This is a genomic window from Flavobacterium weaverense (genome assembly GCF_003688495.1).
In the GTDB taxonomy this organism is placed as follows: Bacteria; Bacteroidota; Bacteroidia; order Flavobacteriales; family Flavobacteriaceae; genus Flavobacterium; species Flavobacterium weaverense.
Window position 1 is genome coordinate 73,417 of sequence record NZ_REFH01000010.1, and the last position, 23,552, is coordinate 96,968.

The window sequence follows — 23,552 nt, forward strand, 5'->3', positions numbered from 1 at the left end:
TTAAGAAAATGAGTCAAAAAATCAGAATAAAATTAAAATCTTACGATCACATGTTAGTAGATAAGTCTGCTGAGAAGATTGTAAAAACTGTTAAGAGTACAGGTGCAGTAGTAACAGGACCAATTCCTTTGCCAACTCACAAAAAACTTTTCACTGTATTGCGTTCTCCACACGTTAACAAAAAAGCGAGAGAGCAATTTGAAGTAATGTCATACAAGAGATTGATTGATATTTATTCATCTTCATCTAAAACTATTGATGCATTAATGAAACTTGAATTGCCAAGTGGAGTTGAAGTAGAAATCAAAGTTTAAGTAGTTTAAGAGTAAAAAGGGACGCTGCTTTTGATTGAAAAATATTTTTTTGGTTTGTGTGTAAATAAGTTATACTTTTGCACCACTTTAAAAAAATAGGATTCGGTTAAAAGCTGCGTTCTATATTTATATTTAATAATTAATAATTAATAATTATGTCTGGGTTAATTGGTAGAAAAATCGGCATGACTAGTATTTTCGACGAGAACGGGAAAAACATTCCTTGTACAGTAATCGAAGCTGGACCATGCGTTGTTACCCAAGTCAGAACCAAAGGTGTTGACGGGTACGAAGCGTTGCAACTTGGTTTCGATGACAAAAACGAGAAACATTCCACAAAAGCGGCTTTAGGTCACTTTAAAAAAGCGGGAACTGTAGCTAAGAAAAAAGTCGTTGAATTCCAAGATTTTGCAACTGAACAAAAATTAGGAGATCTTATTGATGTTTCTATTTTTGAAGAAGGAGAATTTGTAGATGTACAAGGTGTATCTAAAGGTAAAGGTTTCCAAGGGGTTGTTAAACGTCACGGTTTTGGTGGTGTTGGACAAGCAACTCACGGTCAACATAACCGTTTAAGAGCACCAGGTTCTGTAGGAGCTTCTTCTTATCCATCTAGAGTATTCAAAGGAATGCGTATGGCTGGAAGAATGGGAGGAGAAAATGTAAAAGTTCAAAACCTTAGAGTTTTAAAAGTAGTTGCTGAAAAGAATCTACTTGTTATAAAAGGATGTGTTCCTGGTCATAACAACTCTTATGTAATCATTCAGAAGTAATGGAAGCAAAAGTATTAGATTTCAACGGAAAAGATACTGGAAGAAAAGTTCAACTTTCTGATTCAGTATTTGGTATAGAACCAAACAATCACGCAGTATACCTTGATGTAAAGCAATATCTTGCTAATCAAAGACAAGGAACGCACAAAGCTAAAGAAAGAGCTGAAGTAGCGGGAAGTACACGTAAGATTAAAAAACAAAAAGGAACTGGTACTGCTCGTGCGGGTAGTGCAAAGAATCCATTGTTTAAAGGTGGTGGAACAGTTTTCGGACCAAGACCAAGAAGTTATTCATTCAAATTGAATAAAAACTTGAAACGTTTGGCTAGAAAATCTGCTTTCTCGATTAAAGCAAAAGAGTCAAATATTATTGTACTTGAAGACTTTAATTTTGAAACACCAAACACTAAAAATTTCATCAACGTTTTGAAAGCTTTAGAGTTAGAAAATAAAAAATCTCTATTTGTGTTGGGTGATACCAATAAAAATGTATATTTGTCCTCACGCAATTTAAAAGGGTCTAGCGTCGTAAGTAGCTTAGAATTAAGTACTTATGCTATTCTTAACGCTAATAACTTAGTTCTTTTAGAGAGTTCTTTAGAGATAATTGAAGAAAATTTAAGTAAATAATAGGATATGAGCATCATAATTAAGCCTATAGTAACGGAAAAAGTAACCAAAGAAAGTGAAGTTTTAAACCGCTTCGGATTCGTTGTTGACAAAAAAGCAAATAAAGTACAAATTAAGAAAGCTATTGAAGCTGCTTATGGAGTAACGATTTTGAGTGTTAACACGATGAACGTAAGGCCGGATAGAACTACTAAATACACTAAAAGTGGTTTAATCAGTGGAAAGACAAATGCTATTAAAAAAGCAATTGTACAAGTACAAGAAGGAGAAACAATTGATTTTTACAACAATATCTAAGATAAAATGTCAGTAAGAAAATTAAAACCTATTACCCCAGGTCAGCGATTTAGAGTTGTGAATGGTTATGACGCCATTACAACTGATAAGCCGGAACGCTCTTTGATAGCGCCGATAAAAAACTCTGGAGGTAGAAATAGTCAAGGAAAGATGACCATGCGTTATACGGGTGGTGGTCACAAGCAGAGATATCGTATTATTGATTTCAAACGTACAAAAGAAGGAATTCCTGCGACAGTGAAATCAATTGAGTATGATCCAAATCGTACTGCGTTTATCGCATTATTAGCTTATGCTGATGGTGAGAAAACTTATGTTATTGCTCAAAACGGATTGAAAGTTGGTCAGAAATTAGTTTCTGGTCCAGAATCTCAACCTGAAATTGGTAATACATTACCTTTAAGTAAAGTTCCATTAGGAACTGTAATTTCTTGTATCGAATTGAGACCAGGACAAGGGGCTGTAATCGCTCGTTCTGCTGGAACATTTGCTCAATTAATGGCAAGAGATGGAAAATATGCTACAATCAAAATGCCTTCTGGTGAAACAAGATTAATCTTGTTAACTTGTTCGGCTACAATTGGAGCGGTTTCAAATTCAGACCACCAATTAGTTGTATCTGGTAAAGCAGGTAGAACAAGATGGTTAGGTAGAAGACCTAGAACAAGACCTGTTGCAATGAACCCTGTCGATCACCCAATGGGTGGTGGTGAAGGACGTTCTTCTGGTGGACATCCACGTTCAAGAAATGGAATACCAGCTAAAGGTTATAGAACTCGTTCTAAGAAAAACCCGAGTAACAAGTATATCGTAGAACGTAGAAAGAAATAATAAGATATGGCACGTTCATTAAAAAAAGGACCTTTTGTACATTATAAGTTAGACAAGAAAGTTCAAGAAAACATTGCAGGTGGAAATAAAGGAGTGGTTAAGACTTGGTCTAGAGCTTCTATGATTACTCCAGACTTTGTTGGACAAACTATCGCAGTTCATAACGGTCGTCAATTTGTACCAGTTTACGTAACAGAAAACATGGTAGGTCACAAATTAGGAGAATTTTCACCAACTAGATCTTTTAGAGGTCATGCTGGAGCAAAAAATAAAGGTAAAAAATAAGAAGCAATGGGAGTTCGTAAAAGAGAAACAGCAGATGCGAGAAAAGAGGCTAATAAGTCTATTGCTTTCGCAAAATTGAATAACTGCCCTACTTCACCTAGAAAAATGCGCTTAGTAGCGGACTTGGTAAGAGGTCAGAAGGTAGAGAGAGCATTGAACATCTTAAGATTCAGTTCTAAAGAAGCTTCAAGAAAATTAGAGAAATTGGTTTTATCTGTTATTGCCAACTGGCAAGCAAAAAACCCTGACGCTAATATGGAAGAAGCTGGTTTATTTGTTAAAACGATTACAGTTGATGGTGGAATGATGTTGAAAAGACTTCGTCCAGCTCCACAAGGTCGTGCTCACAGAATTAGAAAACGTTCTAACCACGTAACAATCGTGCTTGGATCTATTAATAACACACAAGCAATTTAATACAAGATGGGACAAAAGACAAATCCAATTGGAAATAGACTTGGTATCATCAGAGGATGGGACTCAAACTGGTATGGTGGAAATGATTATGGTGATAAACTTGCCGAAGATCACAAAATCAGAAAGTATATCCATGCTCGTTTATCAAAAGCTAGTGTATCAAAAGTAATAATTGAGAGAACTTTGAAACTTGTAACCGTTACTATCACTACTGCTAGACCTGGTATCATTATCGGAAAAGGTGGACAAGAGGTAGACAAGTTGAAAGAAGAACTTAAAAAAATTACTGACAAAGAGGTTCAAATCAACATCTTTGAAATAAAAAGACCTGAACTTGACGCGTATCTAGTTGCTACAAGCATCTGTCGTCAAATCGAAAGCCGTATTTCTTACAGACGTGCAATCAAAATGGCTATTGCTGCTTCTATGCGTATGAACGCTGAAGGTATCAAAGTTTTGATTTCTGGTCGTTTGAATGGTGCAGAGATGGCACGTTCAGAGGGTTTCAAAGAAGGAAGAATTCCTCTATCAACTTTCAGAGCCGATATTGATTATGCGCTTGCTGAAGCTCATACTACTTATGGTAGAATGGGAATCAAAGTGTGGATCATGAAAGGTGAAGTTTATGGAAAGAGAGATCTTTCTCCGCTTGCTGGAATGGACAAAAAACAATCTGGTACTGGTGGAGGTAAAGGTGGCGATTCTCCGAGAGGAGACAGAAAGCCTTTTAACAAAGGTGGAAAACCAGACGCTCGTAAAAGAAAGTAAATTTTTAAATTAAAGAAAAATGTTACAGCCTAAAAGAACAAAATACCGTAAGGTACAAAAAGGTAAAATGAAGGGTAACTCTCATAGAGGGTATGAACTTTCAAATGGAATGTTTGGTATTAAATCTGTACATGAAGATGGAATGTTCTTAACCTCACGTCAAATCGAGGCTGCGCGTATTGCTGCAACTCGTTTTATGAAGAGAGAAGGACAATTATGGATCAAAGTATTTCCAGACAAACCAATTACTAAGAAGCCTCTTGAGGTACGTATGGGTAAAGGTAAAGGAGCCGTAGAATATTGGGCTGCTGTTGTTAAACCCGGAAGAATTATGTTCGAAGTTGGAGGAGTTCCTTTGTCAGTTGCAAAAGAGGCGTTACGTCTTGCAGCTCAAAAGCTTCCAGTAAAAACTAAATTCGTTGTTGCTAGAGATTTCGAAGCATAATCTATATTATATTATGAAACAATCAGAAATAAAAGATCTTTCTGCAGCACAGTTGCAAGAAAAGCTTAGCTTGTCTAAGAAAACATATGCTGATCTAAAAATGGCTCACGCTATTTCACCAATTGAGAACCCACTTCAAATTAGAAGTGCGAGAAGAGTTGTTGCTAGATTAGCTACAGAACTTACTAAAAGAGAGTTACAATAACTGTAGTCTGCTGAAAGATGGAAGAAAAAAGAAATTTAAGAAAAGAGAGAATTGGTGTTGTAACTTCAGACAAAATGGACAAGTCTATTGTTGTTGCTGAAGTGCGTAAAGTAAAACACCCATTATACGGTAAGTTCGTGTTGAAAACTAAAAAGTATCACGCACACGACGAAATGAACGACTGCAACGTTGGAGATACGGTAAGGATTAGCGAAACGCGTCCTTTAAGTAAAACTAAATGTTGGAGGTTAGTTGAAATCTTAGAAAGAGCTAAATAATTATGGTACAACAAGAGTCAAGATTAAAAGTAGCAGATAATACGGGAGCAAAAGAAGTTTTAACTATCCGTGTTTTAGGAGGTACCAAAAGAAGGTATGCCTCTGTTGGTGACAAAATTGTAGTTTCTATCAAAGATACAGCACCTAACGGAAGCGTTAAAAAAGGAGCTGTTTCAACTGCAGTTGTTGTACGTACCAAAAAAGAAGTGAGAAGAGCTGATGGTTCTTATATCCGTTTCGATGACAATGCATGTGTTCTTTTGAATGCTGCAGGGGAAATGAGAGGAACTCGTGTTTTTGGTCCAGTAGCAAGAGAACTTCGTGAAAAACAATTCATGAAAATTGTATCATTAGCACCAGAAGTGCTTTAATTCGTTTTAAGATGATAAAGCTAAAAATAAAATCAGGTGACATCGTAAGAGTAATTGCTGGAGACCATAAAGGTGCTGAAGGTAAAGTATTACGTGTGTACAAAGACAAGAACAAAGCGATTGTTGAAGGTGTAAATATGGTTTCTAAACATACGAAACCAAGTGCAAAAAGCCCTCAAGGTGGTATCGTAAGGAAAGAAGCTTCTATACAAATATCTAACATCTCTTTAATTGATCCTAAAACTAAGGAAGCAACTAGAGTTGGTATTAGAGTAGAAGGAGATAAGAAAGTAAGATTTGCAAAAAAATCTAATCAAGTACTATAGTAATGGCGTATATACCTAGACTAAAAGAAGAATATAAGAGCAGAGTAATTGCTGCTCTTAAAGAGGAATTCGGATACGTAAACGTAATGCAGGTTCCTAAATTGGAGAAAATCGTTTTAAGTAAAGGAGTTGGTGCAGCTGTATCTGATAAAAAACTAATTGACTATGCAGTTGATGAGTTAACAAAGATTACTGGACAGAAAGCAGTATCTACTATCTCTAAGAAAGACGTTGCGTCTTTCAAATTGAGAAAAGGGATGCCTATTGGAGCAAAAGTTACTCTACGTGGAGAAAGAATGTATGAGTTTTTAGATAGACTTGTAACTTCAGCTTTACCACGTGTAAGAGATTTCAGTGGTATTAAAGCTACTGGTTTTGACGGAAGAGGAAATTACAATCTTGGTGTTTTAGAGCAAATCATTTTCCCAGAAATTGATATTGACAAAGTAAACAAAATATCAGGAATGGATATCACTTTTGTAACTTCAGCAAAAACGGATAAAGAAGCAAAGTCTCTATTGACAGAATTAGGATTACCTTTTAAAAAGAATTAAGACATGGCTAAAGAATCAATGAAAGCCCGCGAGGTTAAGAGAGAAAAAACAGTAGCTAAGTATGCTGAGAAAAGAAAAGCTTTGTTAGAAGCTGGAGATTTCGTAGGTTTGCAAAAGTTACCGAAAAATGCTTCACCAGTTCGTTTACACAATCGTTGTAAATTAACGGGTAGACCAAGAGGATATATGCGTCAATTCGGTCTTTCACGTGTTACATTTCGTGAAATGGCAAATAACGGATTGATTCCAGGTGTTAAAAAGGCATCTTGGTAAAAACGTAATTTTATTACGTTCTGATACAGACGCAACTTAGTTACGTCTGTATCATTCATATTTATAAACTGGTTTCAGGTTCAGTGAATAGTTCATTGAAAACCAAAACCGCAAATTGATACATAATGTATACAGATCCTATTGCTGATTATTTGACAAGAGTTCGTAACGCTGTGGCTGCAAACCACAAAGTTGTCGAAATTCCTGCATCTAATCTAAAAAAAGAAATAACTAAGATCTTATTTGATCAAGGTTATATCTTGAGTTACAAATTTGAAGACAACGCTGTTCAGGGTTCAATCAAAATCGCTTTAAAGTATGACAAAGATACTAAGGAGCCAGTAATTAAAGATATCCAAAGAATTAGTAAACCAGGTTTACGTAAATATTCAAGTTCTTCATCTATTCCTAGAATCCTTAACGGATTAGGTATTGCTATCGTGTCTACCTCTAAAGGGTTAATGACTGGAAAGAAAGCAAAACAATTGAACGTAGGTGGTGAAGTTATTTGTTACGTATACTAATTTAAAGACTATATAAAGATGTCAAGAATAGGTAAAAGTCCAGTAACAATACCAGCTGGTGTAACTGTTGAAGTTGCAAACGGTATTATTACAGTAAAAGGAAAAAATGGTCAACTAACTCAGGAGTTTTCGGACGTTACTGTTACAGTTGAAGGCGATCAAGTTCAAGTTGAAAGATCGTCGGATCACAAAGACCAAAGAGCAAAGCACGGTTTGTACAGATCTTTAATCAATAATATGATTATCGGTGTTACAGAAGGTTTTACTAAGTCTTTAGAATTGGTTGGAGTTGGTTATAGAGCTTCAAACCAAGGACAAAAATTAGATTTAGCACTTGGATTCTCTCACAATATAGTTTTAGAAATTGCTCCTGAAGTTACTTTAGAAACAATATCTGAAAAAGGTAAGAACCCTATCGTTAAATTAACATCATTTGACAAACAACTTTTAGGTCAAGTGGCTGCGAAAATCAGAGGTTTCCGTAAGCCAGAGCCGTACAAAGGAAAAGGTGTTAAATTCGTAGGTGAAGTATTAAGAAGAAAAGCAGGTAAATCAGCTTAAAAAATAAGATTATGTCATTAACAAAACCTGAAAGAAGACAAAGAATTAGATTCAGAATTAGAAAAACGATTAGTGGTACTGCTACAAATCCAAGACTATCTGTATTTAGAAGTAACAAAGAAATTTATGCTCAACTTATTGATGACGTAAACGGTGTTACTTTACTAGCAGCTTCTTCAAGAGAAAAAGAAATAGGTAACGGTACGAATATTGAAGTGGCTACAGCAGTTGGAAAACTAGTTGCTGAGAAAGCTTTAAAAGCCGGAATAGAGGTAGTAACTTTCGATAGAGGAGGTTATTTATATCACGGTCGTATTAAATCATTAGCAGAAGGCGCAAGAGCGGCTGGACTTAAATTCTAATATAGTATGTCTAATAGTAAATACAAGAATGTAGAGTTAGTAAAACCAAGTGGTCTTGAATTAAAAGATCGTTTGGTGAGTGTAAATCGTGTTACTAAGGTTACAAAGGGTGGTAGAGCTTTCGGTTTTTCTGCTATTGTAGTTGTAGGTGATGAGAATGGAGTAGTTGGACACGGTTTAGGTAAATCTAAAGATGTTTCTGAAGCAATTGCGAAAGCAGTAGAAGATGCTAAGAAAAATCTAGTTAAGATTCCTTTAAACGGTCTTTCAGTTCCTCACGAACAAAAAGGTAAATTTGGTGGTGCACGTGTATTCTTAATTCCTGCCTCTCATGGTACAGGAGTTATTGCTGGTGGAGCTGTTCGTTCAGTTCTAGAGTCAGTAGGAATTCATGATGTATTATCTAAATCACAAGGATCTTCAAATCCTCACAACGTAGTAAAAGCAACTTTTGATGCTTTATTACAAATGAGAAGTGCTTACGCTGTTGCAAAACAAAGAGGTGTTTCTTTAGAAAAAGTTTTTAAAGGTTAATTCAAGGAAATTATGGCTAAATTATTAGTAAAACAAGTTAGAAGCAAAATCAACTGTCCACTTACTCAAAAAAGAGGATTAGAAGCTTTAGGTCTACGTAAAATGGGACAAGTTGTAGAGCATGATTCAAACCCTACAATCCTTGGGATGATAAATAAAGTTAAACACTTAGTTTCTGTTGAAGAAACTAAATAACAAATACTGTTATGAATTTAAGTAACTTACAACCTGCTGAAGGTTCTACACACAATCAAAATAAAAGATTAGGTAGAGGAGAAGGTTCTGGAAAAGGTGGTACTTCTGCAAGAGGACACAAAGGAGCAAAATCTCGTTCTGGTTATTCTAAAAAGATTGGATTTGAAGGAGGGCAAATGCCACTTCAAAGACGTGTACCTAAGTTTGGTTTTACAAACATCAATCGTAAAGATTACGAAGGTGTAAATCTTGATACACTTCAACTTTTAGTTGATAATGGTGTTATCAAAGATACTGTTGATATGACAGTTTACGTTGCTAACCGTTTAGCTACTAAAAATGAAATCGTTAAGATTTTAGGTAGAGGCGAACTAACAGCAAAATTAAAAGTAACCGCTCACAAATTTACTGCTACTGCAAAAGCTGCTATTGAAGCTGCTGGTGGAGAAGCTGTAACAATGTAATTTTTCTATTAATATGAAGAAATTTATTGAATCAATAAGTAATGTTTGGAAAATTGAAGAATTAAAGAATAGAATCTTAATAACATTAGGTCTACTTTTAGTTTATCGTTTTGGGGCACAAGTTACCCTACCAGGCATTGATGCTACACAGTTAGGTAATTTAGCTGGGCAAACCAAAGAAGGAATTGGTTCAATTCTTGACATGTTTACTGGAGGTGCATTTTCTCAAGCGTCAGTTTTCGCTTTAGGAATTATGCCTTATATTTCTGCTTCTATTGTAGTTCAGTTAATGGGAATTGCTATTCCTTATTTACAAAAATTACAAAGTGATGGAGAAAGCGGTAGAAAAAAGATTAATCAAATCACTCGTTGGTTGACAATTGGAATTACTTTAGTTCAAGGTCCAACTTATATCTATAATTTATATAGAACATTACCTAGTAATGCATTTTTATTGGGATTCAATTCATTTGAATTCTTATTTTCTTCAGTTATTATTTTAGTTACAGGTACAATTTTTGCCATGTGGTTAGGAGAAAAAATTACTGATAAGGGAATTGGGAATGGTATATCATTGTTGATTATGGTTGGTATATTGGCTAGACTGCCACAAGCATTCATTCAAGAGTTTACAACTAGGGTTACCAATAATAATGGTGGTCCAATGTTGCTAGTTATTGAAATCATAGTTTGGTTGCTAGTTATTATTTGTTGTGTACTATTAGTTATGGCAGTTCGTAAGATTCCTGTTCAATATGCTCGTCGTACAACATCAGGTGATTTCGAACAAGACATGCTAAATGGAAATAGACAATGGATTCCTTTAAAGCTTAATGCTTCAGGGGTTATGCCAATTATTTTTGCTCAAGCGATTATGTTTATTCCAGCTGCTTTAGCAGGTTTATCTAAATCAGATGCATCACAGTCTGTCGTTGGTGCTTTTAGTAATATGTTTGGATTTTGGTATAATTTAGTATTTGCAACTTTAATTATTGTATTTACTTTCTTTTATACTGCCATTACAGTTCCTACAAACAAAATGTCAGACGACTTAAAGAGAAGCGGTGGTTTTATTCCAGGAATTCGTCCAGGAGTTGAAACATCTGATTATCTTGACAAAGTGATGTCTTTAATAACTTTTCCAGGATCTTTATTTCTAGCTCTGATTGCTGTGTTCCCAGCAATAATTGTAAGTGTGATGGATGTTCAACAATCTTGGGCAATGTTTTTTGGAGGTACATCATTAATAATTATGGTTGGTGTTGCCATAGATACAATGCAGCAAATCAATTCATATTTGTTGAATAAACATTATGATGGTTTAATGAAAAGTGGTAAAAATAGAAAAGCAGTAGCTTAACTTTATGGCAAAACAATCAGCAATAGAACAAGACGGATCGATCATTGAAGCATTATCAAATGCAATGTTCCGTGTAGAGTTAGAGAATGGACATATTGTAATCGCACATATATCTGGAAAAATGCGTATGCATTACATCAAATTATTACCTGGTGATAAAGTGAAACTAGAAATGAGCCCTTATGACTTGTCAAAAGCAAGAATTACTTATAGATATTAAAGGATATTCAAAATGAAAGTTAGAGCTTCAGTAAAAAAGAGAAGTCCCGAGTGCAAAATTGTGCGAAGAAAAGGGAGATTGTACGTAATAAACAAAAAGAATCCTAGATTTAAACAAAGACAAGGATAATTATGGCAAGAATAGCAGGGGTAGATATCCCAAAAAACAAGAGAGGTGTTATAGCACTTACCTACATCTTTGGATTAGGAAAAAGTAGAGCTATTGAGATTTTAGAAAAAGCTCAAGTTAGCCAAGATAAAAAAGTTCAAGATTGGAATGATGATGAGATCGGAGCGATTCGTGAAGCAGTATCAACTTTCAAAATTGAAGGAGAATTACGTTCTGAAGTTTCTGTAAACATCAAACGTTTAATGGATATTGGATGTTATAGAGGTATCCGTCATAGATCTGGTCTTCCTTTAAGAGGACAAAGAACTAAAAACAACTCTAGAACTAGAAAAGGTAAAAGAAAAACTGTTGCTAACAAGAAAAAAGCAACTAAATAATAAGTAATATGGCTAAAGCAACTGCAAAAAAACGTAAAGTTATCGTTGAATCAACGGGAGAAGCTCATATTTCTGCTACTTTTAACAATATCATCATATCTTTGACTAATAAAAAAGGTGAGGTTATTTCATGGTCTTCAGCTGGTAAAATGGGTTTTAGAGGTTCTAAAAAGAACACTCCATACGCAGCCCAAATGGCAGCAGAAGATTGTAGTAAAGTAGCTCTTGAAGCTGGATTGAAAAAAGTTAAAGTTTATGTAAAAGGACCAGGAAACGGACGTGAGTCTGCTATCCGTTCTTTGCATAACGGTGGAATTGAAGTTACAGAGATTATCGATGTTACTCCAATGCCTCACAACGGATGTCGTCCTCCAAAAAGACGTAGAGTTTAATAATATATTTAAGTATAACTAGGTAGAATACACGATTATCGAAGGATATGACCTGAATTCATAATCTCTACCTTAATAATTTTTAGAAATGGCAAGATATACTGGTCCAAAAACTAGAATTGCTCGTAAATTTGGCGAAGCAATATTCGGAGACGACAAAGCATTCGAAAGAAGAAGTTACCCACCTGGACAACACGGGATGGCTAAAAAAAGAGGAAAAAAATCTGAATATGCAATCCAGTTAATGGAGAAGCAAAAAGCTAAATATTCTTACGGAATATTAGAAAAGCAATTTAGAGGTTTATTCAAAAAAGCATCAGCTACTAAAGGTGTTACTGGTGAAGTTCTTTTACAATTATGTGAAGCACGACTAGACAACGTAGTTTTTAGAATGGGTATTGCTCCTTCTAGAAGAGGTGCTAGACAATTAGTTTCGCACAGACACATTACTGTTAATGGTGATGTTGTTAATATCGCTTCTTACCACCTAAAACCAGGTGACAAAGTTGCAGTTCGTGAAAAATCTAAATCTTTAGATGCTATCGAACGTTCTTTATCTAATTCAAGTCATGTTTATGAGTGGATTACTTGGAATAACGACGTTAAAGAAGGTACTTTTGTTACTGTACCAGCTAGACTTCAAATTCCAGAAAACATTAAAGAACAATTAATCGTAGAGTTGTACAACAAATAATAATTGACTTAGTCGAAATTTATGGCAATATTTAATTTTCAGAAGCCCGATAAAGTTATCATGATCGATTCAACCGATTTTGAAGGTAAGTTTGAATTCAGACCTTTAGAACCTGGTTACGGATTGACCGTTGGTAATGCACTTAGAAGAGTTTTGCTTTCAGCATTAGAAGGTTATGCAATTACATCTGTTCGCATTGAAGGTGTAGATCATGAGTTTTCTACTATTTCAGGAGTTGTTGAGGACGTTACCGAAATTATTCTTAATCTTAAACAAGTACGTTTCAAACGTCAAATTGAAGATATAGATAATGAATCAGTTACTATTTCTGTTTCAGGTAAAGACCAACTAACAGCTGGTGATTTTCAAAAATTTATTTCAGGTTTCCAAGTTTTGAATCCAGAACTAGTTATCTGTAATTTAGATAGTAAAATCAAACTTAATTTTGATTTAACAATCGAAAAAGGTAGAGGATATGTTCCTGCTGAAGAGAATAAAAAACAGAATGCTGCAATTGGAACTATTTTTACAGATTCAATTTTTACTCCGGTAAAAAATGTAAAATACGCTATTGAAAACTTCCGTGTAGAGCAAAAAACAGATTATGAAAAATTAGTTTTTGAAATTAAAACTGATGGATCAATCAATCCAAAAGATGCTCTTACTGAGGCTGCAAAAGTTCTTATTCACCATTTCATGTTGTTCTCTGATGAAAGAATTACACTTGAGGCTGACGAAATTGCACAAACAGAATCGTATGATGAAGAATCATTACATATGAGACAATTGCTTAAAACTAAGCTTGTAGATATGGATCTTTCTGTTAGAGCATTAAATTGCTTGAAAGCGGCTGAAGTTGATACACTTGGTGATTTAGTATCGTTCAATAAAAATGACCTAATGAAATTCCGTAATTTTGGTAAAAAATCTTTAACTGAACTTGATGAACTTGTTGCAGTTAAAAATTTAAACTTCGGTATGGACTTAGCGAAATACAAATTAGATAAAGAATAAATTACTTCATATTTTGATCTCCAAAATGGATAGCATCAAGATGAAAGTATAAAAAAACACGTCATGAGACACGGAAAAAAATTCAACCACTTAAGCAGACAGACAGCACATAGAAAATCTATGTTAGCTAATATGGCTTGTTCTCTTATCGAGCACAAACGTATTAACACTACTGTTGCTAAAGCGAAAGCGCTTAAACAATTTGTTGAGCCTTTAATAACAAAATCAAAATCTGATACAACTCACAATCGTCGTATCGTTTTTGCTTACTTACGTAGCAAATATGCAGTAACTGACTTGTTTAGAGATGTTGCAGCTAAAGTAGGTGACCGTCCAGGTGGATACACTCGTATCATTAAAGTTGGAAATCGTTTAGGAGATAATGCTGATATGGCAATGATCGAACTTGTAGATTTCAATGAACTTTACAACGGTGGTAAAAAAGAAGTTAAAAAAGCAAAAAGCCGTCGTGGTGCTAAAGCTAAAAAAGCAGATGATGCTACTGAAGCTTCTGCTCCAGCAGCCGAAACTGAAACGACTACTGACGCAGCTGAATAATTATGAAGATAATCATTCAATAAAATTTAAGGATAAGCTATTTATAGTTTATCCTTTTTTTTTTTGATTTTTTATGAGCACAGAATTCAATTTCAAAACATAAGATGTCCTGCTGTTAGCTTTATCTTCTTGCCCAAACCATGGGCAATAAGGATGCCGCTGCCATCACGGCTATAGTAGAAATTTTATTTTTTAATAGCTTTTAGAAATACAGTATAAAAGCATTTATTTCTTTTATTTTTTTGCTTTCACTATTTTAAAAAATTAAATTTGCATAATATTTAACTACAAGTGAAATTTGCTTAACGAGTTTCATCAACTTTTACAACACAAAGAAATCAACTAATGAAATACACAACAAGACAAAGCGCTATACTTTTATTGAGTGATGGTACCATTTTTCACGGTAAATCTATTGGAATCAGTGGAACTACTTTTGGAGAAGTTTGTTTTAATACTGGAATGACGGGTTACCAAGAAATATTCACTGATCCTTCTTACTTCGGTCAGCTAATGGTAGCAACCAATGCACATATTGGAAATTATGGTGTAAATGATTCTGAAGTGGAATCAGAAAGCATAAAAATATCTGGTTTAATTTGTAAAAATTTCAGTTTCAATTATTCTCGTGCAGATGCGTCAGGAAGTTTGGAAGACTATTTTATTAAACAAAATCTTATTTGCATCTCTGATGTAGATACAAGAGCGCTTGTTAGTTACATTCGTGATAACGGAGCGATGAACGCTGTAATATGCACAGATGGTACTTCTGTCGAAGATCTTAAAAAGATTCTAGCCGAAGTTCCTGATATGAAAGGTTTAGAGTTAGCTTCAAAAGTCTCTACTAAAGAACCTTATTTTTACGGTAATAAAGATGCTAAATACAAAATTTCAGCTCTTGATTTAGGAATTAAAGAGAATATTTTACGCAATTTAGCTAAAAGAGATTGTTACATCAAAGTATTTCCATTTGACGCAACATACCAAGATTTATCTTCTTTTAGTCCAGATGGTTACTTCTTATCTAATGGTCCGGGCGACCCTGAGCCACTTTCTAGTGCCATTCAGGTAGCAAAAGAGATTCTGGAGCATGACAAGCCTTTGTTTGGAATTTGTCTTGGGCACCAAGTAATTGGTTTAGCTAATGGAATTTCAACTTATAAAATGTTCAACGGACATAGAGGTATCAACCATCCTGTAAAAAACATTATTACTGGTAAAGGCGAGGTTACTTCTCAAAACCACGGTTTTGCAGTTAACAAAGAAGAATTAGAAGCTAATGCTGATTTAGAGATTACGCATTTGCATCTGAATGATGGAACAGTTGCTGGAATGAGAATGAAAAACAAAAATTGTTTCTCTGTTCAATATCATCCAGAAGCAAGTCCTGGTCCACATGATTCTTCATATCTATTCGATCAGTTTATCGAAAATATTAATAAATAATTTTAGCTTATTAAAAAAAAGAATTGACTTTCACTGTGGAGTCAATCCTTTTTTTATTTCAAGTGGTTTTGAATCTGTAATAATTGCATAATCTCTTATTATTATAAATCTAAAATTCATTAGTGAAAAATTTTTCGGTGGTAATTTCTCTTGTACTTGTTGTGAAAAGTGGTATGTGAACTTTTTAAAATTAATTACATCGTTTTCGTTAATAAGATTCATTGTTTTCATATAATGAATCAAAAAGATAGGATATATTTGTATTTTAAATTTTAAAATTTAGTAATATGAGTATAATTATCAAAATTCACGCAAGACAAATTTTCGATTCAAGAGGAAACCCTACTATTGAAGTAGATGTAATTACCGACAATGGTATTTTAGGAAGAGCAGCAGTGCCTTCTGGAGCTTCTACAGGAGCGCATGAAGCGGTTGAATTACGTGATGGTGGTAAAGCCTATCTTGGTAAAGGTGTTTTAAATGCAGTGAAAAATGTGAATACACTTATTGCTGAGGAGCTATTAGGAGTTTCAGTTTTTGAACAAAATTTAATTGATCAAATGATGATCGATTTGGATGGAACTGAAAACAAATCTAACCTTGGAGCAAATGCTATTTTAGGTGTTTCTCTTGCAGTAGCTAAAGCTGCCGCTAATGAATTAGGTTTGCCATTATACAGATATGTAGGTGGTGTTTCAGCTAATACGCTACCAGTTCCTATGATGAACATCATTAACGGTGGATCGCATTCAGATGCGCCAATCGCTTTTCAAGAGTTCATGATTTTTCCAGTTAAAGCAACTTCTTTTTCTCACGCAATGCAAATGGGAACAGAGATATTTCATAGTTTGAAAAAAGTATTACATGATAGAGGTCTTTCGACAGCTGTGGGTGATGAAGGTGGTTTTGCACCAAATCTTCCTGGAGGAACTGAAGACGCGTTAGACACCATTAAAAATGCAGTTGAAAAGGCTGGATATTCATTTGGTGATGAGATCATGATTGCTTTAGATTGTGCTGCGGCAGAATTTTATGTTGATGGTAAATATGACTATTCAAAATTTGAGGGAGAAACTGGTAAAATCAGATCTTCTGCTGAACAAGTAGATTATTTAGCTGAGTTAGTTTCTAAATATCCAATTATCTCTGTTGAAGACGGAATGGACGAAAACGACTGGGATGGATGGAAATTGCTTACGGAGAAAATAGGCGATAAAGTACAATTAGTTGGAGATGATTTATTTGTCACTAATGTAGAGCGTCTATCAACTGGAATTGATAAAGGAATAGCTAATTCAATTTTAATAAAAGTTAACCAAATTGGTACGCTTACTGAAACGATTGCTGCGGTTAATATGGCTAAAAATGCTGGTTATACCTGTGTTATGTCACACCGTTCAGGAGAGACTGAAGATAATACAATTGCAGATTTAGCAGTTGCATTAAACTGTGGTCAAATCAAAACAGGATCTGCATCTCGTTCTGATCGTATGTCTAAATATAATCAATTATTAAGAATTGAGGAAGAATTAGGAGATACTGCATATTTTCCTGGTAAAAATGCTTTTAAAATAAAATAATTTCACTTTATATTTTTCATTACACTAAAACTGTCTTTCACAAAAGGACAGTTTTTTTGTTATATTTAACACATTCATTGGGTTATTCTCTTTTTATTTAATGTTAAATTCCCTAGATTTGGTAAATTATTATTTTTAAAAGTTTATTCCAATTATATTATGTCAAAAACTGCAATATTAGAAGTTGATAGTGAGAAATTTGAGCTGCCTATCGTAATAGGAAGTGAGAATGAAGTTGCTGTTGATATTAGTAAATTACGTGATTTATCAGGAATGATAACTCTCGATCCAGGTTATAAAAATTCAGGTTCATGTACTAGCAAAATTACTTTCTTAGATGGCGAGCTTGGAATTCTTCGTTATAGAGGGTATTCCATTGAAGATTTAGCTGAAAAAGGACATTTTCTTGAAGTTTCTTATTTAGTTATTTTTGGTGAATTACCTACTGCAGCTGAATTAGAACAATTTGAAAAAGATATCAGAAGATATACTCTAGTCAATGAGGAAATGAAAAGCATCATAGATGGTTTTCCAAAAACTGCTCATCCAATGGGTGTTTTGGCTGCATTGACTAGCGCATTAACTGCTTTTAATCCAAAATCAGTTAACGCGGAGAATGAAAAAGAAATGTATGAAGCAGTTTGTAAAACTATGGGTAAATTCTTAGTTATTGCAACATGGACATATAGAAAAAGTATGGGTTATCCTTTGAATTATTACGATAATACAAAAGGATATGTGCAAAACTTTATGAGATTAATGTTTGAATTGCCTAACGAGCCTTACAAACCAAACCAAGTTGTAGTTGACGCTTTAGATAAATTATTTATTCTTCACGCAGACCACGAGCAAAACTGTTCAACTTCTACAGTTAGAATGGTTGGGTCTTCTCACGCAGGTTTGTTCGCTTCTATTTCTGCAGGTGTTTCTGCACTTTGGGGACCCTTACATGGTGGAGCGAATCAAGCAGTACTTGAAATGCTGGAGGAAATTCATAGAACAGGTGGAGATGCAGATAAATATTTGGCTAAAGCAAAAGACAAAAGCGATCCATTCCGTTTAATGGGATTTGGTCACAGAGTCTATAAAAATTTCGATCCAAGAGCAAAAATCATTAAAAAAGCAGCTGATGAAGTTTTAGCAACTTTAGGTGTTGACGATCCTATCCTTGCTATTGCTAAAAAATTGGAAGAGTCTGCACTTGTCGATGAATATTTTGTTTCTAGAAAATTATATCCAAACGTAGATTTTTATTCTGGAATCATTTACAGAGCTTTAGGAATTCCTACTGATATGTTTACGGTAATGTTTGCTATCGGTAGATTACCAGGTTGGATCGCACAATGGAAAGAAATGCGTGAAAATAAAGAGCCAATTGGAAGACCTCGACAAATTTACACAGGACATCCTTTGAGAGATTTTAAAGCATCTGATAAAAGATAAATTCAATTTTAAAAGCTTCACATAGTAGTGGAGCTTTTTTTATATTTACCAAAAGCAATACTAATGTTAGAATTAAATATAAACAATGAAACATCACGACTCAAAGCCGTGGTTCTAGGTTCAGCATTCTCCAGTGGCCCCACACCAAAAATAGAAGAAGCATACGATCCAAAATCATTAGAGCATATTTTAGCGGGAACTTATCCTGTAGAAGTTGATATGGTTAGTGAGATGAAGACCTTTGAAGAAGTACTAAAAAAATATAATGTAACTATTTTACGTCCACAGAATATCTACAATTACAATCAAATATTCACGAGAGACATCGGTTTTGTCATTGGTGATGTTTTTGTGAAATCAAATATTTTACCGGATAGAGAACGAGAATTGGGAGCAATTCAGTTTATTATTGACCAAGTTAGTCCTAACAAAGTTGTGCGTCCACCTGAGGAAGTGCATATTGAAGGTGGCGATGTTATGTTATGGAATGAGCATATTTTTATTGGAACGTATAAAGGAAGTGACTACAAAGAATATATTACAGCAAGAACTAATAAAGAAGGTGTTGATTATATAAAATCGCTTTTCCCAGATAAAATTGTAAAAGAATTTGATTTGGTCAAATCTAAAATAGAAGCTCGTGATAACGCACTCCATCTAGATTGTTGTTTTCAACCTGTTGGAAGAGACAAAGGAATTATTTATAAAAATGGATTTAGAGAGGAAGCTGATTATTTTTATTTAGTAAATCTTTTTGGTGAAGAAAATTTATTTCACATAACGAGAGACGAAATGTACAATATGAATTCGAATGTATTTTCTATTGATTCGAATGTTGTAGTTTCTGAGCGAAATTTCACTCGCCTTAATAATTGGTTGCGAATTAACGGTTTTATTGTAGAGGAAATTCCTTACGCTGAAATTGCAAAGCAAGAAGGATTGCTGAGATGTTCAACCTTGCCTTTGATTAGAGAGTAAAAAACTACTTTACTTCCAGGAAAATAGAAAAAAAGATATAAAATAACATAAAATAAATCCCTTTTTTTGGGTAGCTATTATGAAACAAACGACAAATTCCATATTGATGATTCGCCCTGTTGCGTTTCGAATGAATGAACAAACGGCTGTAAATAATTATTATCAAAAAGTATTAGACGGACTTTTGCCAGCGACAGTAAATGCGAAAGCACAGCAAGAATTCGATACTTTTGTAGAGAAATTGAGGGCTGTTGGTGTAGATGTGACTGTAGTGGATGACACTTTGGATCCGGATACTCCTGACAGTATTTTTCCAAACAACTGGATATCTTTTCATCAAAATGGAGACGTAGCATTATACCCAATGTTTGCTGAGAATCGCCGTAACGAGCGTCGTGAAGAAATACTAGATTTACTAGAAGAGAAAGGTTTTGAAATTAACAATATAGTTGATTATACTTCTGCTGAAGAGGATGGTTTCTTTCTTGAAGGAACTGGAAGTTTGTTGCTAGATAGAGCAAATAGTAAAGCGTACTGTGCATTATCTCCAAGAGCAGATGAGGAATTATTCATAGAATTTTGTGAAGATTTTGACTATGCTCCAGTAATTTTTGAAGCTTTTCAGACAGTTGGTTCCGAGCGTAAATTAATTTATCATACGAATGTAATGATGTGTTTGGGTGAAACTTTTGCAGTTATCTGTTCAGATTGTATCGATGATAAGAAAGAACGTAAAATGGTTCTGGATAATCTAAAAGAAAACAACAAAGAAGTAATTACAATTAGTGAGGATCAAGTAAATAATTTTGTAGGTAATATGCTAGAAGTGCGTGGAGCAGATGATAAAAGATATTTAATAATGAGCGCTGCGGCACATCAATCTTTAACAGCGGAGCAAATTGAGAAATTAGAAAAGCATGCTGAAATATTAAGTTCAAGCTTAGACACAATTGAAGCATGTGGTGGTGGAAGTGCCAGATGTATGATGGCAGAAATTTTCCTACCAAGAGTATAATATGTGAACGCTCTGAAAATTATTTAAAATTTCAGAGCGTTTTAATTTTTACTTATAAATTGGTTTTAATAATGTTAATGATAGCACTAACAATGTATTGTATTCCTATTGCAATTACGATAAAACCAACGATTCTAGAAATCGCTACAATCCCAGAAGCACCTAGAATTTTAGCTAAATAATGTGCACTTCTCAGTATTACAAAAATGGCAACAGCAATTGCGAGTATTGCCATTGAAGAAACTATTATTTCCCACGTTTCATCGTGTTCCTGATAAAAAGCGATAAGAAGAGAAATAGATCCTGGACCCGCAAGCATAGGAATTGCTAAAGGTGTCAGAGCAATATCATTCCTTTTTTGTGCATCTGTTTCTGCTTTTTTATTGATTCCTCTCTTTTTTGTAAATTTCCCAGAAAGTAATGAGAAACCAGAACTAACAATAATAATTCCACCAGCTATGCGTAAGGCATCGATACTGATACCAAAGAAAATCAAAACATATTGTCCAATAAAAAAGGAAACGAGTAGTATTATAAATACGTTAATTGCAGTCCATAAAGAGATTCGGGAGCGTTCTTTTTTAGTGTCATGTTGCGTCAATCCAACAAAAATAGGAACGGTTCCTATAGGATTTAACACCGAAAAAAGGGCTACAAAAAGATAAATAAATAAATCCATGTTTTGTTTTTAAGTAAGCAAAAATACTCATTTTTTATAGTTTAATGTTAAGCTAACGTTTTTTATTGATTTATAACAAAACACTAAATTAGTTACACTAACAAGGCTTTTTGCTTACTTTTGTCAAATACAATTATATACTATGATGAAGAGTAAAAAAACCTTAGTTCTTGGCGCAACTACAAAGCCAGAAAGATATGCATTTAAAGCAATAACAATGTTAGTTGATAAAGGACATTCTGTTCTTGCCTTAGGTCAAAATGCTGGTGAAGTTGCCGGAATAAAAATTCAAACTAAAGCTGTTCCAATAAAAAATATTGATACGGTTACCTTATATTTAAATCCAGCGCGTCAGCGTGATTATTACAACTACATCGTAGAGGTTAAGCCAAAACGCGTAATTTTTAATCCTGGAACTGAAAACCCAGAGTTCTACCAACTATTAAAGTTGAACGATATTAAAGTTGAAATAGCTTGTACTCTTGTTTTATTGACAACAAATCAATACTAAATTTTTCAGGAAGTTAATCTGTTTTTATTTTCTAGTGCACATTATGCTTTTCTTGTTCCTTATTTAATTTGGAATAAGAAAAGCATACCGCTATAATGCCGGATACTCTGAATTTTTTTTTATAGATGATTTACTTTTGAAAGCAGTAGTAGTTTAACTTTATTAGCAGATTTTTAAAAATTATTTCTCTCCAAAATAAATTTCTAATTTTGAAATATCTACCTTAAACGTTAGTTGCAAATTAACTACTTTTGCAGTTATGGAATTTTCTTCAAAATTAATAGAAAAAGCAGTTAATGAGATGTCTCAATTACCGGGTATTGGTAAACGAACAGCGCTGCGACTCGTTCTACATTTACTAAAACAACCAAAAGAACAAACGGGTTTTTTGTCGCAAGCTTTAGTTGCCATGCGACAAGATATAAAATATTGTGCAAGCTGTCATAATATTTCTGATAGTGTTATGTGCGAAATTTGTGCTAATAAAAACAGAAATCATCAGATAATATGTATTGTTGAGGATATTCGTGATGTTATGGCAATTGAAAATACGGGTCAGTTTAGAGGTATTTATCATGTTCTTGGTGGTAAAATATCTCCTATAGATGGTGTTGGCCCCAGCCAATTAAATATTACTTCTTTAGTTGAGAAAGTAAAATCTGGTACCGTTACCGAAATTATTTTTGCGCTAAGCTCAACAATGGAAGGAGATACTACAAATTTCTATATTTACAAACAAATCACAGAGAGCAATATTATTATATCAACGATTGCTAGAGGAATATCTGTTGGCGATGAGCTTGAATATGCTGATGAAGTAACATTAGGAAGAAGTATTTTACATCGAATACCTTTCGAAAAAGGGTTTAAAAATAATTAATAAAGTTAAAAAAATAGTGATTCTTTTAATTATTAAATGAAAAGCTATATTTGTTACTCAAATAAAATATCAAATGAGCAAATCTGTACTCTGTTTGTCCTTAATTATATGTGTGCTGTTGTCTTCTTGTATTCCAACTAAAGACTTAATTTATCTTCAGAAAAAAGATAATTCGCAAGTAGAATCAGTGGTTGCAGCAGTGGAAACAAAGCCATATCGATTGCAAATTAACGATGTTTTAAGTATTACTATAAAAGCAATTGATCCTAAATTAGTTAGTATTTTTAATACTACTAATGGTGATGCTACTGCTGGAAAATCGGAAACAGGATTGTATTTTGACGGCTTTACTGTAGATGATCACGGTAGTATACGAATTCCAGTTTTAGGCGATGTTACTGTGATTGGATACACATTAGATGAAGTGCGGTTGCGAATAGAAAAACAGCTGTTAGCCGAATATTTTAATAAGGAAGCTAATATTTTTGTGACGGTTAAGTTAGCAGGATTTCGATATACGATTAATGGTGAGATTGGCGGTCCTGGAACAAAAACTTTATTTCAAGAACATGTCAATATTATGGAAGCAATTGCAAATGCTGGAGATATAACGGTTACGGGAAATCGAAGAGCAGTGACTATTATGCGTAAAACACCAACAGGAGTGGAAATGCATGATCTCGATCTTACGGACATTAATGTAATGAAATCTCCTTATTTCTATTTGCAACCTAATGATTATGTTTATATTAAACCACTCAAACAAAAAACCTGGGGAACGGGAAAAACAGGAATAGAATCACTAGGTACAATAATTACTTTATTATCTTTAGCGACCACGACTTTCTTGCTATTAAAAAAATAAAAACC

The 23,552-nt window shown here is 34.1% G+C and carries 38 protein-coding genes; 37 read left to right on the forward strand and 1 reads right to left on the reverse strand.

Annotated features, from left to right (window positions below; translation table 11 throughout):
* Positions 1 to 8: 8 nt before the first annotated feature.
* The 34 genes from rpsJ to ctlX all read left to right on the forward strand — a co-directional run bounded on the left by rpsJ (position 9) and on the right by ctlX (position 20,612).
* Positions 9 to 314, forward strand: coding sequence for a 30S ribosomal protein S10 (rpsJ, locus tag BC961_RS10135; RefSeq protein ID WP_011963470.1), 306 nt, complete (start codon positions 9 to 11; stop codon positions 312 to 314).
* Between the two features lie 155 nt (positions 315 to 469).
* Positions 470 to 1,087: a 50S ribosomal protein L3 gene (gene rplC / locus BC961_RS10140; RefSeq protein ID WP_121925764.1), complete on the forward strand. Its 618-nt coding sequence runs from the start codon at positions 470 to 472 to the stop codon at positions 1,085 to 1,087.
* Positions 1,087 to 1,716 (forward strand): 50S ribosomal protein L4, encoded by a 630-nt coding sequence (rplD, locus tag BC961_RS10145; RefSeq protein ID WP_121925765.1) that lies wholly within the window; start codon positions 1,087 to 1,089, stop codon positions 1,714 to 1,716. The genes rplC and rplD overlap by 1 nt, the downstream gene beginning before the upstream one ends.
* A 6-nt stretch (positions 1,717 to 1,722) precedes the next feature.
* Positions 1,723 to 2,013 (forward strand): 50S ribosomal protein L23, encoded by a 291-nt coding sequence (rplW, locus tag BC961_RS10150; RefSeq protein ID WP_066081040.1) that lies wholly within the window; start codon positions 1,723 to 1,725, stop codon positions 2,011 to 2,013.
* A gap of 6 nt (positions 2,014 to 2,019) precedes the next feature.
* Positions 2,020 to 2,844: a 50S ribosomal protein L2 gene (gene rplB / locus BC961_RS10155; RefSeq protein ID WP_104000022.1), complete on the forward strand. Its 825-nt coding sequence runs from the start codon at positions 2,020 to 2,022 to the stop codon at positions 2,842 to 2,844.
* Positions 2,845 to 2,850: 6 nt separating this feature from the next.
* Complete coding sequence (rpsS, locus tag BC961_RS10160; protein ID WP_007136562.1) at positions 2,851 to 3,129, forward strand: 30S ribosomal protein S19; 279 nt, start codon at positions 2,851 to 2,853, stop codon at positions 3,127 to 3,129.
* A 6-nt stretch (positions 3,130 to 3,135) separates the two neighbouring features.
* The gene (gene rplV / locus BC961_RS10165; protein ID WP_007136561.1) at positions 3,136 to 3,546 is read left to right on the forward strand and encodes a 50S ribosomal protein L22; all 411 of its coding nucleotides are present in this window, start codon (positions 3,136 to 3,138) and stop codon (positions 3,544 to 3,546) included.
* A gap of 6 nt (positions 3,547 to 3,552) precedes the next feature.
* Positions 3,553 to 4,314 carry a 30S ribosomal protein S3 gene (rpsC, locus tag BC961_RS10170; RefSeq protein WP_039110223.1) on the forward strand — a complete coding sequence of 254 codons (762 nt, stop codon included), beginning with the start codon at positions 3,553 to 3,555 and terminating at the stop codon, positions 4,312 to 4,314.
* A 19-nt stretch (positions 4,315 to 4,333) separates the two neighbouring features.
* A complete protein-coding gene (rplP, locus tag BC961_RS10175) occupies positions 4,334 to 4,759 on the forward strand; it encodes a 50S ribosomal protein L16 (RefSeq protein ID WP_121925766.1) in 426 nt (141 codons plus the stop codon).
* Positions 4,760 to 4,772: 13 nt separating this feature from the next.
* Positions 4,773 to 4,964, forward strand: coding sequence for a 50S ribosomal protein L29 (rpmC, locus tag BC961_RS10180; protein ID WP_121925767.1), 192 nt, complete (start codon positions 4,773 to 4,775; stop codon positions 4,962 to 4,964).
* Positions 4,965 to 4,981: 17 nt separating this feature from the next.
* Complete coding sequence (rpsQ, locus tag BC961_RS10185; RefSeq protein ID WP_086452759.1) at positions 4,982 to 5,242, forward strand: 30S ribosomal protein S17; 261 nt, start codon at positions 4,982 to 4,984, stop codon at positions 5,240 to 5,242.
* Between the two features lie 2 nt (positions 5,243 to 5,244).
* Complete coding sequence (gene rplN / locus BC961_RS10190) at positions 5,245 to 5,613, forward strand: 50S ribosomal protein L14 (protein ID WP_026717863.1); 369 nt, start codon at positions 5,245 to 5,247, stop codon at positions 5,611 to 5,613.
* A gap of 11 nt (positions 5,614 to 5,624) precedes the next feature.
* The gene (rplX, locus tag BC961_RS10195; protein WP_121925768.1) at positions 5,625 to 5,939 is read left to right on the forward strand and encodes a 50S ribosomal protein L24; all 315 of its coding nucleotides are present in this window, start codon (positions 5,625 to 5,627) and stop codon (positions 5,937 to 5,939) included.
* Positions 5,940 to 5,941: 2 nt separating this feature from the next.
* Positions 5,942 to 6,493 carry a 50S ribosomal protein L5 gene (rplE, locus tag BC961_RS10200; protein ID WP_121925769.1) on the forward strand — a complete coding sequence of 184 codons (552 nt, stop codon included), beginning with the start codon at positions 5,942 to 5,944 and terminating at the stop codon, positions 6,491 to 6,493.
* A gap of 3 nt (positions 6,494 to 6,496) precedes the next feature.
* The gene (rpsN, locus tag BC961_RS10205) at positions 6,497 to 6,766 is read left to right on the forward strand and encodes a 30S ribosomal protein S14 (RefSeq protein ID WP_007136553.1); all 270 of its coding nucleotides are present in this window, start codon (positions 6,497 to 6,499) and stop codon (positions 6,764 to 6,766) included.
* A 125-nt stretch (positions 6,767 to 6,891) separates the two neighbouring features.
* Positions 6,892 to 7,290, forward strand: a complete 399-nt coding sequence (rpsH, locus tag BC961_RS10210; RefSeq protein WP_121925770.1) for a 30S ribosomal protein S8 — start codon at positions 6,892 to 6,894, stop codon at positions 7,288 to 7,290.
* An 18-nt stretch (positions 7,291 to 7,308) separates the two neighbouring features.
* A complete protein-coding gene (gene rplF, locus BC961_RS10215) occupies positions 7,309 to 7,851 on the forward strand; it encodes a 50S ribosomal protein L6 (protein ID WP_121925771.1) in 543 nt (180 codons plus the stop codon).
* An 11-nt stretch (positions 7,852 to 7,862) separates the two neighbouring features.
* Positions 7,863 to 8,213, forward strand: coding sequence for a 50S ribosomal protein L18 (gene rplR, locus BC961_RS10220; protein WP_121925772.1), 351 nt, complete (start codon positions 7,863 to 7,865; stop codon positions 8,211 to 8,213).
* Between the two features lie 6 nt (positions 8,214 to 8,219).
* Positions 8,220 to 8,747: a 30S ribosomal protein S5 gene (rpsE, locus tag BC961_RS10225; RefSeq protein WP_121925773.1), complete on the forward strand. Its 528-nt coding sequence runs from the start codon at positions 8,220 to 8,222 to the stop codon at positions 8,745 to 8,747.
* Positions 8,748 to 8,759: 12 nt separating this feature from the next.
* A complete protein-coding gene (gene rpmD / locus BC961_RS10230; protein ID WP_035668100.1) occupies positions 8,760 to 8,942 on the forward strand; it encodes a 50S ribosomal protein L30 in 183 nt (60 codons plus the stop codon).
* A gap of 11 nt (positions 8,943 to 8,953) precedes the next feature.
* On the forward strand, positions 8,954 to 9,406 hold the full coding sequence (gene rplO / locus BC961_RS10235; protein ID WP_066081007.1) for a 50S ribosomal protein L15: 453 nt from the start codon (positions 8,954 to 8,956) through the stop codon (positions 9,404 to 9,406).
* A 13-nt stretch (positions 9,407 to 9,419) separates the two neighbouring features.
* Positions 9,420 to 10,766: a preprotein translocase subunit SecY gene (gene secY, locus BC961_RS10240; protein WP_121925774.1), complete on the forward strand. Its 1,347-nt coding sequence runs from the start codon at positions 9,420 to 9,422 to the stop codon at positions 10,764 to 10,766.
* A 4-nt stretch (positions 10,767 to 10,770) separates the two neighbouring features.
* Positions 10,771 to 10,986: a translation initiation factor IF-1 gene (gene infA, locus BC961_RS10245; protein WP_007136545.1), complete on the forward strand. Its 216-nt coding sequence runs from the start codon at positions 10,771 to 10,773 to the stop codon at positions 10,984 to 10,986.
* 12 nt (positions 10,987 to 10,998) lie between these two features.
* Positions 10,999 to 11,115 (forward strand): type B 50S ribosomal protein L36, encoded by a 117-nt coding sequence (gene ykgO / locus BC961_RS10250; RefSeq protein ID WP_008992256.1) that lies wholly within the window; start codon positions 10,999 to 11,001, stop codon positions 11,113 to 11,115.
* A gap of 2 nt (positions 11,116 to 11,117) precedes the next feature.
* The gene (rpsM, locus tag BC961_RS10255; protein WP_121925775.1) at positions 11,118 to 11,492 is read left to right on the forward strand and encodes a 30S ribosomal protein S13; all 375 of its coding nucleotides are present in this window, start codon (positions 11,118 to 11,120) and stop codon (positions 11,490 to 11,492) included.
* Positions 11,493 to 11,500: 8 nt separating this feature from the next.
* Complete coding sequence (rpsK, locus tag BC961_RS10260; RefSeq protein WP_024981527.1) at positions 11,501 to 11,884, forward strand: 30S ribosomal protein S11; 384 nt, start codon at positions 11,501 to 11,503, stop codon at positions 11,882 to 11,884.
* A gap of 88 nt (positions 11,885 to 11,972) precedes the next feature.
* Positions 11,973 to 12,578, forward strand: a complete 606-nt coding sequence (gene rpsD / locus BC961_RS10265) for a 30S ribosomal protein S4 (RefSeq protein ID WP_072992271.1) — start codon at positions 11,973 to 11,975, stop codon at positions 12,576 to 12,578.
* Positions 12,579 to 12,599: 21 nt separating this feature from the next.
* Positions 12,600 to 13,592, forward strand: a complete 993-nt coding sequence (locus BC961_RS10270) for a DNA-directed RNA polymerase subunit alpha (protein ID WP_039110214.1) — start codon at positions 12,600 to 12,602, stop codon at positions 13,590 to 13,592.
* A 63-nt stretch (positions 13,593 to 13,655) separates the two neighbouring features.
* On the forward strand, positions 13,656 to 14,150 hold the full coding sequence (rplQ, locus tag BC961_RS10275) for a 50S ribosomal protein L17 (RefSeq protein ID WP_121925776.1): 495 nt from the start codon (positions 13,656 to 13,658) through the stop codon (positions 14,148 to 14,150).
* A 345-nt stretch (positions 14,151 to 14,495) separates the two neighbouring features.
* A complete protein-coding gene (gene carA, locus BC961_RS10280; RefSeq protein ID WP_121925777.1) occupies positions 14,496 to 15,596 on the forward strand; it encodes a glutamine-hydrolyzing carbamoyl-phosphate synthase small subunit in 1,101 nt (366 codons plus the stop codon).
* 287 nt (positions 15,597 to 15,883) lie between these two features.
* Positions 15,884 to 17,176: a phosphopyruvate hydratase gene (eno, locus tag BC961_RS10290; RefSeq protein WP_121925779.1), complete on the forward strand. Its 1,293-nt coding sequence runs from the start codon at positions 15,884 to 15,886 to the stop codon at positions 17,174 to 17,176.
* A 159-nt stretch (positions 17,177 to 17,335) separates the two neighbouring features.
* Positions 17,336 to 18,619, forward strand: a complete 1,284-nt coding sequence (locus tag BC961_RS10295; RefSeq protein WP_121925780.1) for a citrate synthase — start codon at positions 17,336 to 17,338, stop codon at positions 18,617 to 18,619.
* Between the two features lie 63 nt (positions 18,620 to 18,682).
* Positions 18,683 to 19,597, forward strand: coding sequence for a dimethylarginine dimethylaminohydrolase family protein (locus tag BC961_RS10300; protein ID WP_121925781.1), 915 nt, complete (start codon positions 18,683 to 18,685; stop codon positions 19,595 to 19,597).
* 79 nt (positions 19,598 to 19,676) lie between these two features.
* Complete coding sequence (gene ctlX, locus BC961_RS10305) at positions 19,677 to 20,612, forward strand: citrulline utilization hydrolase CtlX (RefSeq protein WP_121925782.1); 936 nt, start codon at positions 19,677 to 19,679, stop codon at positions 20,610 to 20,612.
* A gap of 52 nt (positions 20,613 to 20,664) precedes the next feature.
* Here ctlX and BC961_RS10310 read toward each other — a convergent pair whose 3' ends face one another.
* Positions 20,665 to 21,291, reverse strand: a complete 627-nt coding sequence (locus BC961_RS10310; RefSeq protein WP_121925783.1) for a MarC family NAAT transporter — start codon at positions 21,289 to 21,291, stop codon at positions 20,665 to 20,667.
* 145 nt (positions 21,292 to 21,436) lie between these two features.
* Between BC961_RS10310 and BC961_RS10315 the strand changes: the two genes are divergently transcribed.
* The 3 genes from BC961_RS10315 (at position 21,437) to BC961_RS10325 (ending at position 23,547) form a co-directional block, all read left to right on the forward strand.
* Complete coding sequence (locus tag BC961_RS10315; protein ID WP_121926120.1) at positions 21,437 to 21,802, forward strand: CoA-binding protein; 366 nt, start codon at positions 21,437 to 21,439, stop codon at positions 21,800 to 21,802.
* 259 nt (positions 21,803 to 22,061) lie between these two features.
* Positions 22,062 to 22,682, forward strand: a complete 621-nt coding sequence (recR, locus tag BC961_RS10320; RefSeq protein ID WP_121925784.1) for a recombination mediator RecR — start codon at positions 22,062 to 22,064, stop codon at positions 22,680 to 22,682.
* A 73-nt stretch (positions 22,683 to 22,755) separates the two neighbouring features.
* The gene (locus tag BC961_RS10325; RefSeq protein WP_121925785.1) at positions 22,756 to 23,547 is read left to right on the forward strand and encodes a polysaccharide biosynthesis/export family protein; all 792 of its coding nucleotides are present in this window, start codon (positions 22,756 to 22,758) and stop codon (positions 23,545 to 23,547) included.
* The last annotated feature ends 5 nt before the right edge of the window (positions 23,548 to 23,552 follow it).